Origin of the sequence: Streptococcus sp. HMSC062H02, from assembly GCF_001813005.1 — a bacterium.
GTDB classification, from domain to species: domain Bacteria; phylum Bacillota; class Bacilli; order Lactobacillales; family Streptococcaceae; genus Streptococcus; species Streptococcus oralis_S.
In genome coordinates this window covers 23,036-39,790 of the sequence record NZ_KV811101.1, presented here as the reverse complement: position 1 = coordinate 39,790, position 16,755 = coordinate 23,036, and the positions used below count along the sequence as shown (strand labels likewise).

The 16,755-nt window shown below is 39.5% G+C and carries 14 protein-coding genes; 8 read left to right on the top strand and 6 right to left on the bottom strand.

Annotated elements, in window-relative coordinates; genetic code table 11:
- Positions 1-6 precede the first annotated feature (6 nt).
- The 4 genes from HMPREF2885_RS03140 to HMPREF2885_RS03125 all read right to left on the bottom strand — a co-directional run bounded on the left by HMPREF2885_RS03140 (position 7) and on the right by HMPREF2885_RS03125 (position 4,522).
- On the bottom strand, positions 7-807 hold the full coding sequence (locus HMPREF2885_RS03140) for a DUF1189 domain-containing protein (RefSeq protein WP_070657032.1): 801 nt from the start codon (positions 805-807) through the stop codon (positions 7-9).
- Positions 808-987: 180 nt separating this feature from the next.
- Positions 988-1,830 carry a sugar ABC transporter permease gene (locus HMPREF2885_RS03135; RefSeq protein ID WP_001065654.1) on the bottom strand — a complete coding sequence of 281 codons (843 nt, stop codon included), beginning with the start codon at positions 1,828-1,830 and terminating at the stop codon, positions 988-990.
- 1 nt (position 1,831) lies between these two features.
- Complete coding sequence (locus HMPREF2885_RS03130) at positions 1,832-3,124, bottom strand: carbohydrate ABC transporter permease (protein ID WP_000431414.1); 1,293 nt, start codon at positions 3,122-3,124, stop codon at positions 1,832-1,834.
- Positions 3,125-3,250: 126 nt separating this feature from the next.
- Positions 3,251-4,522 carry an extracellular solute-binding protein gene (locus HMPREF2885_RS03125; RefSeq protein ID WP_000095461.1) on the bottom strand — a complete coding sequence of 424 codons (1,272 nt, stop codon included), beginning with the start codon at positions 4,520-4,522 and terminating at the stop codon, positions 3,251-3,253.
- A 474-nt stretch (positions 4,523-4,996) separates the two neighbouring features.
- Between HMPREF2885_RS03125 and malQ the strand changes: the two genes are divergently transcribed.
- From malQ to HMPREF2885_RS03095, 6 genes are all read left to right on the top strand, one after another.
- Positions 4,997-6,514 (top strand): 4-alpha-glucanotransferase, encoded by a 1,518-nt coding sequence (gene malQ / locus HMPREF2885_RS03120; protein ID WP_000747318.1) that lies wholly within the window; start codon positions 4,997-4,999, stop codon positions 6,512-6,514.
- Between the two features lie 24 nt (positions 6,515-6,538).
- On the top strand, positions 6,539-8,797 hold the full coding sequence (glgP, locus tag HMPREF2885_RS03115) for a glycogen/starch/alpha-glucan family phosphorylase (RefSeq protein ID WP_000937161.1): 2,259 nt from the start codon (positions 6,539-6,541) through the stop codon (positions 8,795-8,797).
- A 241-nt stretch (positions 8,798-9,038) separates the two neighbouring features.
- Positions 9,039-9,935, top strand: coding sequence for a helix-turn-helix domain-containing protein (locus HMPREF2885_RS03110; protein WP_070657030.1), 897 nt, complete (start codon positions 9,039-9,041; stop codon positions 9,933-9,935).
- Positions 9,936-10,092: 157 nt separating this feature from the next.
- Positions 10,093-10,314, top strand: a complete 222-nt coding sequence (locus HMPREF2885_RS03105; protein WP_070657026.1) for a hypothetical protein — start codon at positions 10,093-10,095, stop codon at positions 10,312-10,314.
- 41 nt (positions 10,315-10,355) lie between these two features.
- On the top strand, positions 10,356-11,180 hold the full coding sequence (locus HMPREF2885_RS03100) for an ABC transporter ATP-binding protein (RefSeq protein WP_070657025.1): 825 nt from the start codon (positions 10,356-10,358) through the stop codon (positions 11,178-11,180).
- Entirely contained in the window at positions 11,173-11,922 is a 750-nt protein-coding gene (locus tag HMPREF2885_RS03095; protein WP_070657024.1) for an ABC transporter permease, read from the top strand. The genes HMPREF2885_RS03100 and HMPREF2885_RS03095 overlap by 8 nt, the downstream gene beginning before the upstream one ends.
- A 102-nt stretch (positions 11,923-12,024) precedes the next feature.
- Here the strand turns inward: HMPREF2885_RS03095 and HMPREF2885_RS03090 are convergent, their stop codons facing one another.
- Entirely contained in the window at positions 12,025-12,873 is an 849-nt protein-coding gene (locus HMPREF2885_RS03090; RefSeq protein ID WP_070657023.1) for a putative RNA methyltransferase, read from the bottom strand.
- 151 nt (positions 12,874-13,024) lie between these two features.
- Between HMPREF2885_RS03090 and HMPREF2885_RS03085 the strand changes: the two genes are divergently transcribed.
- A complete protein-coding gene (locus HMPREF2885_RS03085) occupies positions 13,025-13,303 on the top strand; it encodes a DUF6110 family protein (protein WP_070657022.1) in 279 nt (92 codons plus the stop codon).
- Between the two features lies 1 nt (position 13,304).
- Positions 13,305-15,365, top strand: coding sequence for a heavy metal translocating P-type ATPase (locus HMPREF2885_RS03080; RefSeq protein ID WP_070657021.1), 2,061 nt, complete (start codon positions 13,305-13,307; stop codon positions 15,363-15,365).
- A 77-nt stretch (positions 15,366-15,442) separates the two neighbouring features.
- Here the strand turns inward: HMPREF2885_RS03080 and tyrS are convergent, their stop codons facing one another.
- Positions 15,443-16,699, bottom strand: a complete 1,257-nt coding sequence (tyrS, locus tag HMPREF2885_RS03075; protein WP_044020095.1) for a tyrosine--tRNA ligase — start codon at positions 16,697-16,699, stop codon at positions 15,443-15,445.
- Positions 16,700-16,755 lie beyond the last annotated feature (56 nt).

Below are 16,755 nucleotides of genomic sequence, written 5' to 3'. Positions count from 1 at the left end.
AATCTCCTATTTATGATAATCTGGATCACGGAAATGTGTCTTGTAAAAAATAGTGACCAGATAAAGAACAAAAAGAATGTTTTGTACAGTGATAAGGGTTGCCATATTTTGGCCAAAAAGTCCCAAAATAAGCGTAATCAGAGTGGGTAATCCTAAACAGTTCAAGATAAAGTGGTAGCACTCTTTAAAGGTCCTAAATGAAAAGAGGCGTGATTTTTTGGTGATATAAAGGAGAAGACTAGCTCCAAGAGAGACAATGAAGAAATTCAATCCAAAGAGGAAGCTTGCACCAAGAACGAGAAAGAGACTGATATAGACCCGATTTTGTTGGTACCAATCTTTAGAAATGGCTTGGGTTAAATCTTCCTTGCTCTGGAAACTCTCCGTTTGAATGGCGTGGTAGCGAATGCGAGTTAGTTCCTTACTTTCCTTACTGATGACGAGTTCTTCGGTATCAAAATGAAGTTGCAAGTCCTTTGGCAATTCCTTGCTTTGGCTCGGGCCAATCAAAAGAGAAGGCTGCTGATTCTTCGTACCTGAGTAGTTCAGCTTTCCATCTACGATTTGTGCATTCTCTGACAAGTCCATGATGGCTTCATCTGTCAGTGGAGTATAGACATTATCGATAAAGGTATCCAGTGGATACGTTTCCTGTGAGCTGTTTTGAATGGCAATCGGAACCATAGACAAACTGATGAGGAAAATGCTCGTAAAGAGAAGCTGAAACCAGTTGAGACCGAAACGTTTTGATAGGGGCTTACGAAATCCCCAAATACTTGAAAAATATGAAAATGGATATGGAAGCATTTGTATCTTTCTAAAAGGTGTTTTCTATATGAGTATTATTATATAGAGAAATGTGCTTTATTTCAAGTCTAGTAGATAAATTGCTTACTGAAAAGCTGATTTTGCTACTATTTGCAGTCTTGTGTCTAATCTTTCAACTTTAGAAACAAGATCAAAATGAAAAAGGGTGGCGGGGATAAATTATCCCTTGTCGCCACCACTTGTAAGTCCTGAAACAAAGTTCTTTTGTAGGAAGAAGAAGAGAATACAGATTGGAAGGGCGATGAGGATAGCACCTGCTGAGAAGTAGGCAATCTTCAAGTTTTTCACATTGCTGACAAAGGTCTGTAGACCAACGGCAACTGTAAAGTATTCTTTCTCACGAAGCAAGAAACTAGAGAGGATATAGTCTCCGAAAGGTCCCATGAAGGCCCAGAGCGCTTGTACTGCAACCATTGGACGAACGAGTGGGAGAACAATTTGCCAGAAGCGACGGAAGTGTCCTGCACCATCTAGTTTTGCTGATTCATCAAGAGACATTGGTACTGTGTCGAAGTAACCTTTCATCAACCAAGCGTTCATTGGGATACCACCACCGACATATAGGAAGATGAGGAACCAGCTATGGTTAAGGGCGTTCAACATAAGGGCCATAACGAAGAAGGCTGTCAAAGCGGCCATAGTTGGCACCATTTGGATGATCAAGAAGAAGACCAAACTTTGTTTACGAGCCAAGAAGTTGTAACGGCTGTAGGCGTAACCAGCAAGTACGATGATACTTGTTTGAACAGCCATTGTAATCAAAGCGATAATCAAAGTGTTGAGGTACCAAGTGCCGTACAAGGTTTCAGTGAAGAGCCCTTGGAAGTTGGCAAAGCTAAAGTCGACATTAGCATCTAGTTTAAAAGCTACGACGTTACCAGTCTTGAAGGCTGACATAATAGTAATCAAAAGTGGATAGATAATCACGATTGAAAGACCAATCAAGTAGAGGTAAGTGAGGGTTTGAGTCAGTCTACGTTTGAGTTTGATTGAGTTATTCATCTTAGACGTCCTCCATATCAAATGCGTGTAGTTTCTTGAATGCGATCATAGAGATAGAGATGACAATGATAGAGATGATCAAGGTAACAGCTGCCGCCATAGAGTATTGAGGAGATGTACCTGTTGTCAAACGATAAATCCATGAGATCAAGATATCAGTTGAACCGGCTCCACCACCAACGCTACCAGGACCTCCGCCGTTGAAGAGGTACATGATAGAGAAGTTGTTAAAGTTGAAGGTGTATTGGCTGATCAATGTTGGTGCTGCAACAGCCAAAATCATAGGGAAAGTGATGTTGCGGAATTTTTGCCAAGCATTGGCACCATCGATATAAGCCGCTTCGTAGAGGTCGTTAGGAATTGACTGCAAGATACCCAAAGTCAAAACGTAGATGTATGGGAATCCTAGCCAACCTTGCATCATAATCAAGGCAATCTTGGTCCAAGTTGGGTCTGTTTTCCAAGGGATAAGAGCACCGTCAAGGAAAGGAAGAACCTTAGCCAAGATAGGCAATACTTGAGTGTTGATCGCTCCGACACTATCGTTAAACATGTTTGAGAATGTCAAGATAGTGATGAAGGCTGGAACAGCCCAAGGAAGAAGGAAAATAACACCAAAGATACGTTTTCCTTTGATAAATGGTTGGTTAGCAATGATAGCGGTGAAGATACCAATCACAATCTGCAAAGTAGAAGCAGACAAGGCCCAGATGATGGTCCAAGAAAGAACCGCACCGAAGGCTGAACGGAAGGTACTTAAACTCCAGATGTTTGTAAAGTTAGTCAAACCAACCCAGTCCAACAATTTGTTTGGTGGCAAGTGTTGGAAGTCATAGTTGGTAAAGGCAATCATCAAGGTTACGATAACTGGGAAGATAATCGCAAATGTCATAGCGACGTAAGATGGGATGATCAAGAGGTAAGGGAAACCATTCTCATAAATACCTTTGATCATATCTTTAAAAGTACGTGGGACAGGAATTCCATTGTTAATACGTTTTGCGATTGTATGTGCATCTTTAATATTTGAGAAATAAAAGAGCACATAAACGACTACAAAGATTAAATGGAAGGCACCACGAATCAGCATAAAGAGGGAATTATCACGACCTGGCTTGTCACCAAGAGTGATCAAATTGTGCAATTCAGGGGCTGCAAGTGCTAGGAAATAAAGAACAAATACGATAGTTACACCAAGGAAGATAAAACCTTTTGCCTTTTGTTTATTGTAAATCTGTCCTAACCCAGGAATCACTGAAAGCAAGGCTGCTTTGCTAGGTTGTTGGTTTTCCATGAATACTCCTTTCATAGGATACGAGATTGAAGTTTGTCTCCAATCACTAGATAGGCAACTGCAATCATTCGTAAATTTATAAAATCAAAGGGGGATTTGTATTCTCCCCCCTTGTAACGAATTCAATTATTCACCAAATTTTTGTTTGATTGTTTCTTTGATCAATGTTACAGCATCGTTAGCAGCTGTCTTAGCATCTTTTTTACCACTTACAGCATCAAAGAGCATAGTTTTAGCTGGATCCCAAACTGCTGACATTTGAGAAATGTTTGGCATTGGTTGAGCGTTCTTGAACTGTTTGATAACAGCTGTTGTCAACTCATCGTTTTTACCTTCAGCGTATGAACGAGCTTCAGTGTTAGCTGGGATTTCGTTAGTTGCATCGTAGAATGCTTTTTGTTGTTCAGTTGAAACAAGGAAGTCTACAAATTTTTGTGCAGCTTCAAGGTTCTTAGTGCTTGATGGGATGATCCAAGCTTTACCACCACCGAATGGTGTGTATTCTTTACCATTTGGAAGAGTTGGAATAGTAGCAACACCGTAGTTTACTTTAGCATCTTTGAATGCTTGAGCTTTCCAAGGACCGTCGATGATAGCAGCTGTTTTACCTTCTTGGAATTGAGTTTGGATCAAGTTTGCAGCACCTTCAGTATCTTGCATACCTTTAGGCCATTTTTCATACCAAGATTTAGCGTAGTTGACACCAGTGATAGAACCGTCGTTTGCAAGACCGATGTCTTTAGCGTCTTTACCGTTTTGTCCGAATACGTAACCACCGTTACCAGCAAGAAGTCCATATGCGTAGTAGAAGTTTGTCCAGTCAGCTAGGAAGGCAGTAGTTTTGCCATCTTCACCAGCGAAAGCGTATTTGCTGTCTTTAGCAAGTTCTTCTAATTCAGCAAAAGTTTTTGGAGCTTCTTTTAGCAAGTCTTTGTTGTAGTACATAACAAGTGACTCAATAACGGCAGGAGCACCGTAAACTTTACCGTCAGCAGCTGTTACAAGAGATTTAGTCTTATCATCTGTTTTAGCGCCGTCGCTCAAAGTAACTTCTGAAAGTTGTCCGTCAGTACCAAGGCTACCTACGCGGTCGTATGGTGCCATCATAACGTCAGCAGCTTGACCTGATTGGTTGTCAAGAGAAAGTTTGTCAAGTCCACCAAGTTGGTCACCTGATTTGATGTTAACTTTTGTACCTGATTCTTTTTCATAAGCTGCAGCAACTTTTTCAGCGTAGGCTTTGTATTGGTCTTCAACGTAGAAAGTGATTTCTTTTGCTTCAGATGAGCTAGTATCAGCTGCTTTATCAGCAGTTTTGCTTCCGCAAGCTACCAAAAGTAAGCTAGCAAGAGTAGCAGTTCCGAGCACAGCAGCGCTCTTCATGAATTTAGATGACATAGTGTATTCCTCCTAAAGAATAACAAAAATAATTTAATGAGAAAACGCAAACGTTTTCTTTTACGAACTTAGTATAGCACAAATAGAAAACGGTTGCAAGCTTTTTTAGCAAAAATTTTAAAAAAATTTTAAGGTTTCAAACATTTGTTAAAGCCTATATATAGGAAAGAACTTAAAATGTTTGTTTTTTTTGAATTGAAAATATATTAGGAAAACGATTGCGTAAATTTGGCTCGATTTTTCAGAAAATAGAGCAGATATTGGGAATGAATTATCTTAAATCAGAAAATCTTTAAAATTTTTTCGCTTATTTCATAAAATATCAGTGGCAACAAGTTTTGTTTGATTAAAATAATTCAAAAAAATTTTTTAAAAACGCTTGCATTTGTTTTTGAAATGCGTTATACTTAAATTAACGCAAACGTTTGCGCCTTAATTGCGCAACGTTTTATAACAAACACATGAGGTGCTATTATGAAAAAACGTCAAAGTGGTGTGTTGATGCACATCTCTTCTCTGCCAGGAGCATACGGGATTGGATCATTTGGCCAGACTGCCTATGATTTCGTTGATTTCTTGGTTCGTACGAAGCAACGTTACTGGCAAATCCTCCCTCTTGGGACAACAAGCTATGGAGATTCTCCATACCAATCATTCTCAGCCTTTGCTGGAAATACGCATTTTATCGACCTTGATATCTTGGTAGAGCAAGGCTTGCTCGAAGCCAGTGATCTTAAAGGTGTTGACTTTGGTAGCGATGCATCTGAAGTTGACTATGCGAAGATTTATTATGCACGTCGTCCGCTTTTAGAAAAAGCAGTCAAACGCTTCTTGGAAGTGGGTGATGTCAAAGATTTTGAGAAGTTTGCTAAAGACAACCAATCATGGCTCGAACTCTTCGCAGAATATATGGCTATCAAAGAGCATTTTGACAATCTTGCTTGGACAGAATGGCCAGATGCAGATGCTCGTGCTCGTAAAGCTTCAGCACTTGAAAGCTACCGTGAGAAATTGGCAGACAAGTTGGTTTACCACCGTGTGACTCAATACTTCTTCTTCCAACAATGGTTGAAATTGAAAGCTTACGCTAACGATAACCACATCGAAATCGTTGGGGACATGCCTATCTACGTAGCAGAAGATTCAAGCGACATGTGGGCAAATCCACACCTCTTCAAGACAGATGCCAATGGTAAAGCAACTTGCATCGCAGGATGCCCACCAGATGAGTTTTCTGCAACTGGTCAGCTTTGGGGCAACCCAATCTATGACTGGGAAGCAATGGACAAAGACGGTTACAAATGGTGGGTTGAACGCTTGCGCGAAAGCTTCAAGATCTACGATATCGTTCGTATCGACCACTTCCGTGGTTTCGAATCTTACTGGGAAATTCCTGCTGGTTCCGATACAGCAGCACCTGGTAAATGGGTGAAAGGTCCAGGCTACAAACTCTTTGCAGCCGTTAAGGAAGAGCTTGGTGAGCTAAACATCATCGCAGAAGACCTTGGTTTCATGACAGATGAAGTCATCGAGTTGCGTGAACGTACTGGCTTCCCAGGAATGAAGATTCTTCAATTCGCCTTCAACCCAGAAGATGAAAGTATCGATAGCCCACACTTGGCACCTGCCAACTCTGTTATGTACACAGGAACACACGATAATAACACTGTTCTTGGTTGGTACCGTAATGAAATCGACGATCCAACTCGTGAATACATGGCTCGTTACACGAACCGTAAAGAGTACGAAACAGTGCCACACGCAATGCTTCGCACAGTCTTTTCATCTGTTAGCTTCATGGCTATTGCAACTATGCAAGACTTGCTAGAACTAGATGAGTCAGCTCGTATGAACTTCCCATCTACTCTTGGCGGAAACTGGTCATGGCGTATGACAGCAGACCAACTCACACCAGCTGTTGAAGAAACTTTGCTTGACTTGACTACAATTTATCGCCGAATCAATGAAAATTTGGTAGAATTAAAGAAATAAGACAATATCAGGAGACACATAAACATGTTACCATTAAACGAATTTGTACAAAAACGTTACAATAAAACCATTGCAGAATGTAGCAATGAAGAGCTTTACCTTGCTCTTCTTAACTACAGCAAACTTGCAAGCAGCCAAAAACCAGTCAACACTGGTAAGAAAAAAGTTTACTACATCTCAGCTGAGTTCTTGATCGGTAAACTCTTGTCAAATAACTTGATTAACCTTGGTCTTTACGACGATGTGAAAAAAGAACTTGCAGCTGCAGGTAAAGAGTTGATCGAAATCGAAGAAGTAGAATTGGAACCATCACTTGGTAACGGTGGTTTGGGACGTTTGGCAGCCTGCTTTATCGACTCAATCGCTACACTTGGTTTGAATGGTGACGGTGTTGGATTGAACTACCACTTCGGTCTTTTCCAACAAGTTCTTAAAAACAACCAACAAGAAACAATTCCTAACGCTTGGTTGACAGAGCAAAACTGGTTGGTACGCTCAAGCCGTAGCTACCAAGTGCCATTTGCACACTTCACATTGACATCTACCCTTTATGATATTGATGTACCTGGTTACAAGACAGCTACTAAAAACCGCTTGCGTTTGTTTGACTTGGATTCAGTTGATTCTTCTATCATCGAAGATGGTATCAACTTTGACAAGACAGATATCGCTCGCAACTTGACTCTCTTCCTTTACCCAGACGATAGCGACAAGCAAGGTGAATTGCTCCGTATCTTCCAACAATACTTCATGGTTTCAAACGGTGCGCAATTGATCATCGACGAAGCAATCGAAAAAGGAAGCAACTTGCATGACCTTGCAGACTACGCTGTTGTACAAATCAACGATACTCACCCATCAATGGTGATTCCTGAATTGATCCGTCTCTTGACTGCGCGAGGTATCGAGCTTGATGAAGCAATCTCAATCGTACGTAGCATGACTGCCTACACTAACCACACAATCCTTGCTGAAGCCCTTGAAAAATGGCCTCTTGAATTCTTGGAAGAAGTGGTTCCTCACTTGGTACCAATCATCGAAGAATTGGACCGTCGTGTGAAGGCAGAATACAAAGACCCAGCTGTTCAAATCATCGATGAGAGCGGACGTGTTCACATGGCTCACATGGATATCCACTACGGATACAGTGTAAACGGGGTTGCAGCTCTTCACACTGAAATCTTGAAGAACTCAGAGTTGAAAGCTTTCTACGACATCTACCCAGAAAAATTCAACAACAAAACAAACGGTATCACATTCCGTCGTTGGCTCATGCATGCTAACCCAAGCTTGTCTCACTACTTGGATGAGATTCTTGGACATGGTTGGCACCATGAAGCAGATGAGCTTGAAAAACTCTTGTCATACGAAGACAAGGCTGCTGTTAAAGAAAAATTGGAAAGCATCAAGGCTCACAACAAACGTAAATTGGCTCGTCACTTGAAAGAACACCAAGGTGTGGAAATCAATACAAACTCTATCTTTGACATCCAAATCAAACGTCTTCACGAGTACAAACGCCAACAAATGAACGCTTTGTATGTGATCCACAAATACCTTGATATCAAGGCTGGTAACATCCCTGCTCGTCCTATCACAGTATTCTTCGGTGGTAAAGCTGCTCCTGCCTACACAATCGCTCAAGACATCATTCACTTGATCCTTTGCTTGTCAGAAGTGATTGCTAACGACCCAGCTGTAGCTCCACACTTGCAAGTCGTAATGGTTGAAAACTACAACGTTACTGCAGCAAGCTTCTTGATCCCAGCATGTGACATCTCAGAACAAATCTCACTTGCTTCTAAAGAAGCTTCAGGTACTGGTAACATGAAATTCATGTTGAACGGTGCTTTGACTCTTGGTACTATGGACGGTGCTAACGTGGAAATCGCTGAGTTGGTTGGCGACGAAAACATCTATATCTTTGGTGAAGATTCAGAAACTGTTATCGACCTTTACGCAAAAGCAGCTTACAAATCAAGCGAATTCTATGCTCGTGAAGCTATCAAACCTTTGGTTGACTTCATTGTGAGTGACGCTGTTCTTGCAGTAGGCAAGAAAGAACGCTTGGAACGTCTTTACAACGAATTGATCAACAAAGACTGGTTCATGACTCTCCTTGACTTGGAAGACTACATTAAAGTCAAAGAGCAAATGCTTGCTGACTACGAAGACCGCGACGCATGGTTGGATAAAGTCATCGTTAACATTGCCAAAGCAGGATTCTTCTCATCTGACCGTACAATCGCTCAGTACAACGAAGATATCTGGCACTTGAACTAAGATACAAATTCATACTAATACATTTTGTAAAAAGCGAGTTTCAATTGAAATTCGCTTTTTTGAATACTTGAGTAGAGATAGACCTCAGATACTATATTAAAATGGGTCAGTTATATAGAGTGGTGGCTTAAAACTATTAGTTATCATTATTTTTATCTGAAAATTGTAAGAAAGTATGCTAAAATAGGAACGTATACAAGTAGTTGTTTGAATATCAAATTAGAATTTGAAGAGGCTTATTATGAGTAATTTAGAAATTGGGAAACGGATTCGTACCTTACGGACTGAAAAGGGATTGAGTAGGGAAGCCTTTTGTGGAGATGAAAAAGAACTGACTGTTCGTCAGTTGGGCCGAATTGAAACAGGAAATAACTTGCCCAGTTTAGCGAAACTAGACTATATAGCCAAAGTATTGGGAGTTTCAATATCTCAGCTAATTGACGAGGGCTTGTTAATTGTTCCTAAAGAGTATTTAAAACTAAAAACGAAATTGATTCGTCAATCTATTCATGGAGATGAAGAAAAAATTCGTCAACGTGAGGAAATCTTTGAGGAAATTCAGGAACGCTTTTATGATCAACTGCCTGAAGATGAGCAAGTAGCAGTTGAAGTCCTACAAGCCATTGATGATGTATATGTTTCTGAAAACGCTGAATTTGGGGAAGGTTTAATTGAGGAGTATTTTGAGCAAACAATGCTGCGAACAGAATATTCGACAAATGATCTACTACTATTGTACTTGTATTTTTTATCTTTAGCGGTTAATGCAGAACGAGATGAAATAACTTTAAAAAAAGTTTGTCTAAATATTGTATCTCAAACAAATTATGATGATACAAACTATATTCACTTGCTTCAAAGGGTGCTAATAGGTTTAGTCCTTTATCAGCTTGACATCGATTATCATGAATTTATACCTGAAATATTGAGCATTTTAAGAGAAATTATGATTGACATCGGAGATACTAGTTTAAAACCAACTGTAGACTTCATTGAAGCAAAATATTACTTATACGGAGAAAAAGATAAAGAAAAAGCCCTACAATACTATGAAAAAGCTATTAACGGAGCAGAATTTTTGAATGACATGAATTTTAAAAATCGAGTGATAGAGGAAAAAAATAAGGATTTTTCATAATTTCAATATAAAACAGGACATAAATGTCAGTGGACATAAATGTCCTGTTTTTTTACTCTCGTAAGGTATATACTGTTATTGTAAATAAGTTAAGAGAAGCGCAATGCTAGAAACATTCCTATTTAATGGGATGTAGATTAGCAGGCGGGAGGAAAATATGGTAAAAACAATTGACTATTATATGGATGAAAAGTTTGTCAAGAAGAATTATCTGATTATAAAAAATAGTCTAGATAGCAGACGCCTATGTAAAGTAACACTTGATGAGAAGTTGCTAAAATTAGTTCTCTTGCTTCCAAATGAAATGAGGGAAATCAAACTGGACTCCAACTTAAAGCCTAGAATTAGAGTTGTTGACATAACCGATGGGAGTGAGTGAAGTTTCTAAAATACAATTTATCATTAGAAAGAGGTAATAAAATGATTAAGGTAGAAAGAGTTACAAAGCGATTTGGAGATAATATTGCTTTAAATCAAATTAGTTTTTCAATAAACGAAGGAGAAATTTTTGGATTCCTAGGTCCATCTGGTTCAGGGAAGACAACAATGATCAATATTCTGACAGGACAGCTACAGGCTAACAGCGGAAAGACAGAATTGTTGGGGAAAGATTCTCAAAAATTGCTCCCTTCAGATTTTGAAGAGTTAGGTTTAGTAGGTGATACAAGTGGTTATTACGAAAAATTGAGCTTGTACAATAACTTGTTGCTATTTGCAAGACTATACGGAGTTTCAAAATCTCGAATTGAAGAAATTCTAAAACAAGTTGGTCTGTATGATAGTAAAGACACCCCAGCTGAAAAACTTTCTACAGGAATGCGTCAACGAATGCTTTTAGCTCGTGCTTTAATCAATTACCCTAAAGTTCTATTTTTAGATGAACCTACAAGTGGGTTAGATCCCACCACCTCAAAGAAGATTCACAAATTACTACAGGAGTTAAAGGAAAGAGGAACAACCATTTTCTTAACTACTCATGATATGAATGAGGCGACTTTATTATGTGATAACCTAGCTCTTTTGAATAAAGGTGATCTTATTGAACAAGGAAGCCCAAGCGAAATTATCCAAAAATACAACACGGAAAAAAAGGTTGCAGTAACCTATAGTGACTCTACTAAAAAAGTAGTGCGCTTCGAAGACTTGCAACAAGAAGATTATAAAAAAATGATGACGATTCACTCATGTGAACCAACTTTAGAAGATATTTTTATTAAATTGACAGGAGAAAAATTAGATGTTTAAGAGAATTTTAGCCCTTATTTGGTTGAGGACACAAGTATTATTGAATAACAAAAACACTTTAGTTCAGGTAATATTCCCGTTCTTTCTAGTTCTGCTTTTCCAAAATTTCATGAATACTGATGGAACTCAAGGGAAAACATTGCTATATAGTAGTTTAACAATGGCCTTCTCATTCTCTTCAGGTTCAATGATTTCAAGTTCGATTGCAGAAGAAAAAGAGAAAAGAATTTTTAAAACCCTTGTTTTAAGTGGGGTTCGCCGTGGAGAATATCTTGTTTCTGTTCTATTTTATCCTGTAATCTTTGCCTCAGTAGCAATGATTGCCTTCCCTATAATGGTTGAATTTGATTTTGGAACAGATTACCCTGTATATCTTGCTGTAGTTTCGTTAGTAGCCTTATGTACTATACTTCTGAATTTAGTTATTGGCTCTATATCAGAAACACAAACACAGGCTCAAGTGTATGGTTTAATTCCCATGTTAGCTTTATCATTCTTACCAATGTTTTCACAAGTTAGTTCAGAAATTAAGAATTTTATGGATACAACCTTCTTGGGAATTTATGTTGACTTCTTTAATAAAGCTGATTTTAAATTAAATTTTGATAGTTTAATCGTATCTCTTGTATGGATTGTTGCTCTATTCGCGCTAAGTTATTGGGCTCTCAAAAATACAAAAAAACCAAAACTTCGAAAACTAACCATCGATAAACTTCATAAACTGTCACTGCTAAAAGTATAGGATAGGAGGGGAATAGAGATAGATTTAAAATATCTCAGTTTTCTATAATCAAATCCGCACCTTAATCAAGGGTGCGGGTTTTGTCTTATCTGAAAGTTTTATTTACAGTGCTTTCCCAACCAAAATCTCTGCCTCAATGGTAATCTCTGTCAGTTGACTCCAGTCAATCTTGGTCTGGTCAACATGAAAGAGAAGGGGGGTCATGCTGAGCAATGCTTGGCGTTGCTCACCTGTGATGGGCTTGGTCAGGGAGGCTATTTGACTAGCTTGAATGCTGAAGTGTTCCTGAAAATGTTCCTTGATATCTTGGTTGGAATAGTCCTTCTTTGTCAGTTGGTCCTGCACCATTTGGCGGATTTCTTTGAGGTGGTTTTTAGTAGGAATGACCTTGATCAAGATGCCGTCTTTTGATAATACTCTTTGAAATTCTCCGTAGTTGGCAGGCGAAAAGATATCAAGCAGGATATCCATGCTGGCGTCTTTTATAGGGAGACGAGCCAAGTCCCCAACAAACCAGTTGACCGCCCAGTTGGATTCGCTCTTGGCAGCGATTTGAACGGAATCTTTTGAAATATCAAAGGCGTAAAAGGTTTTGTCAGAGTGACTTTCTTGGAGTTTACGAGAGTAGAAACCTTCGCCACAACCGATATCCAAGACTGTTTTTGCGGATGGATTAGTTGTTAGTAAGTCCGAGATACCTTCTAAAATAGCCTGATAAAAACCAGCTTCAAGAATTTGTTGGCGGTTTTGAAAGTTTTCCTTGTCGTAGTTGGCAGATTGCTTGATTTGCGGAGCCAAGTTGACATAGCCAAATTTTGCCAAGTCAAAAGAATGGCGATTGCTACACTTGAGGCTAGACTCTACCAAGGCCAGATTTTCTTGGCAGATAGGGCAGGAAAAGGCAGTCGCAGAAGCAAAACGCTGAAGTTTGGGTTTGAGATTTGTATTCATAGTTTAAGTCTAGCAAAAGAGGCAAGCGAAAGCAAGTATAGGAGTATGTAGATATGAGATTCAATAGAAATAAATCCAATTCTTTAATCCATAGAATGGAATTGCTTTTATATCTAAATTGCTATATAATAATGATAAGGAGGAAACGACTATGTTAAAAGAAGTATTAACCATCGCAAAAGCTGCGAAAAAATCATCACTCTTTTTGGGTGGTGTAGCATTTGGCACTCTTGGTTTGAAAATCTTGGCAAGTAAAGAAGCTAAAAAAGGCTATTCTAAAGCTTTGGCTAAGGCTTACAAATTGAAAGACGAATTGGATGCATCTGTTTCTATTGTGAAACAACATGGAGACGATGTCTTGCAAGATGCCAAATATTTGTACGAGCAAGAGAAAAAAGAAGAGCAATTAGATAGTCTTATAGAGGAATAGTATGTCTTTTAAAGTGCTACATAGAGGATATCAACATATCCGATTATCATCTTCTTTTTCACTCACCTTGGATATTCAAGACTATCTTCGTTCCTTGGCTAGGGATGAAAAGGGGATTGAGTCTATCCAGTTTTATATGGATCAACAGCACTTTACTCTACGTATAAAAGAAGGCTTCTCTGTATTAAAAAATGCCGAAGGCTTTTTAAAAAGGATTGATAAGGGGAAAGTTTCTGAGTTGATGACTCTTCCCATTCGTAGAGAAGAGACTGCTTATTCTATCGTTTCAGGCGCAGCGATTAAGCGCTGGCTTTTTCGCAGTTTTGTACCTTATCCTATTCGCTATATCTGGACCTGTTACCAGGCTTTGGGGTATGTCAGAGCAGCTTATCAAACTCTAGCGCGTAAGGAGTTAACGATGGAAGTCTTGGACTGTTCGGCTATTTTATTGTCCATGTTTATGAACCAATCCAAGACGGCTAGTAATATCATGTTTATGCTTGATTTAGGCAATCATTTAGATCAGTGGTCCTTGAAAAAAACTGCAACAGATTTAGAACAGAGTCTTCTTGCAAAAGAGAGCGATGTATTCTTGGTACAGGGCGATACGGTCGTTAGCATCAAGAGTTCCGATGTTCAAATAGGAGATGTCTTGGTCCTATCTCAAGGAAATGAAATTCTGTTTGATGGACAAGTAGTTTCAGGTTTAGGTATGGTCAATGAAAGTTCCTTGACGGGAGAGAGTTTTCCAGTTGAAAAAAGAGAGTTTGATTCGGTTTGTGCAAATACAGTCTTGGAGACTGGAGAGCTACGTATTCGTGTAACCGATAATCAGATGAACAGCCGTATTTTACAACTGATTGAGTTGATGAAGAAATCTGAAGAAAACAAGAAAACTAAACAACGCTATTTCATCAAGATGGCGGATAAGGTCGTCAAATATAATTTCTTGGGTGCTGGTCTGACTTACCTATTAACAGGTTCTTTTTCTAAGGCTATTTCTTTTCTATTGGTCGATTTCTCCTGTGCTTTGAAAATCTCTACTCCTGTAGCTTATTTAACAGCTATCAAGGAGGGGTTGAATCGTGAAATGGTGATTAAGGATGGGGATGTTCTGGAGAAATATCTGGAAGTCGATACCTTCTTATTTGATAAGACTGGGACAATCACAACTAGCTATCCTATAGTTGAAAAGGTGTTACCTTTTGGAGACTATAGTGAGGAAGAAATCTTAAGAATAAGTGCCTGTCTTGAAGAACACATCTATCATCCTATCGCTAATGCCATTGTCAAGCAAGCTGAGATAGAGGGAATTGAACATGAGGAAATGCATGGGAAACTCCAATATATTGCAAGCAAGGGAATTAAGTCCTATATCGATGGCCAACCAGTTGTTATTGGGAATTATGTCTTGATGCAGGATGAGCAGATTCATATCAGTTCGGAACAAAATGCTTTAATTGAAGAGTATAAGAGCCACTACAATCTCTTATTCTTAGCATATCAGAATGAATTGATTGGAATGTTCTGCATCCATACTCCTTTGAGAAAAGAAGCAAAAGCAGCCTTGGAGAAACTTAAGGCACAAGGGAAAAAATTGATTCTGGCAACAGGGGATACCCTGGTTAGGACAGAGGAATTAGTAAAAGATTTGCCCTTTGATCAAGTCTATACAGACTTGAAACCTGATGGGAAGTTTGAGTTAGTAGAGAAACTGCAGAGAGCAGGTCACACTATTTTGATGGTTGGGGATGGATTGAATGACTCAGCTGCTCTAACCCTATCAGATATCGGTGTGGTGATGAATGAGAGTGCAGATATTTCTAAGCAGATGAGCGATATCTTATTGTTAGATAATCGCTTGGATTTCTTCCAAGAGTTGGATTGGCTATCATCATCTTTGCAAACACTCATCAAGAAGAATATTCAAGATACCGTTGTCGTAAATAGTAGTTTGATTGGCTTTGGCTTGTTTAATTGGCTCAGTCCTTCAAACCTCTCTATCCTACATAATCTAACAACCTTACGCATAGTCCTGCGTAGCCTGTCTATTAAGGGATAGGTGGGGACTATTCACAGCAAAAAGGAGTTACCTTTCTCGAGGGTAACTCCTTTGTTTATAGGTAAATGTTTAACAATTTAGTAAGTCAACACAAAGTATTTCTTCTTCCCGCGGCGGATAACAGTGAGTTCGTTTTCTAACTTATCTGCGTCACTCAAGACATAGTCAAGGTCTTGGATACGGTCGCCGTTGACGTAGATAGCTCCGTTTTGGACGTCTTCACGGGCTTGGCGTTTTGAATTCACCACACCAGATGACACGAGGAGTTCCACGATATTGTGGTTTTCGTCTGCTTTTACTTGGTAGTTTGGCACTCCACGAAGTCCTTGTTTGAGTTCTTTGACAGAAAGGTTTTTGATGTTTCCAGCAAAGAGTTGCTCGGTGATGTTAAGGGCTTCTTTGTAAGCTTCTTCTCCGTGAACAAGAGTCACGACTTCACGAGCGAGGACCTTTTGTGCCAAGCGTTCGTGTGGAGCCGCTTCAAACTCTTTGCGGATGTCTTCAATCTCATCGAGTGACAAGAAGGTAAAGATTTTCAAGAAGCGAACAGCGTCAGCATCCATCACGTTCATCCAGAATTGGTACATTTCGTATGGAGAAGTCTTTTCAGGGTTAAGCCAAACTGCGTTTCCTTCTGACTTACCAAATTTCTTACCAGTTGCGTCTGTGATGAGTGGAACAGTGATCACGTGACCAGTCTTGTCAGCCTTACGACGAAGCAATTCGGTACCAGCTGTCATATTTCCCCACTGGTCAGAACCACCGATTTGCAGAGTAACATTGTAGTCTTGGTTAAGGACATAGAAGTCGTACCCTTGCATGATTTGGTAGGCAAACTCAGTGTAAGAAATCCCTGTCTCGATCCGTTTCTTCACAGATTCCTTACTCATCATGTAGTTGACAGTGAAGTATTTTCCGACGTCACGGAGGAAGTCAATGAAGCTGATACTGCCAAACCAGTCGTAGTTGTTGACCATGACAGCCTTATTTTCACCATTTTCAAAGTCAAGAAAACGAGAAAGTTGCCCTTGGATAGACTTGACCCAGCCCTCTACTGTGTCTTTTGTTTGGAGACTACGCTCAGCATCTTTGAAGGACGGATCTCCGATGAGACCTGTAGCACCGCCAACGAGCGCATATGGTTTATGACCTGCTAACTGCAAGCGACGACTGGTCAAGATTGCGACAAGGTGGCCGAGGTGAAGGCTATCAGCAGTTGGATCGTAGCCAGTATAATAAGAAACTTGACCTTCTTCTAGGGCTTTACGCAAAGCTTCTTCATCAGTCGTTTGAAAAATCAAACCACGCTCTTTTAGCTCATCAAAAATGTGCATGTGTCTTTTCTCCTTTATAAAATATTGTTTCTACCTATTGTATCACAAACTCGGAC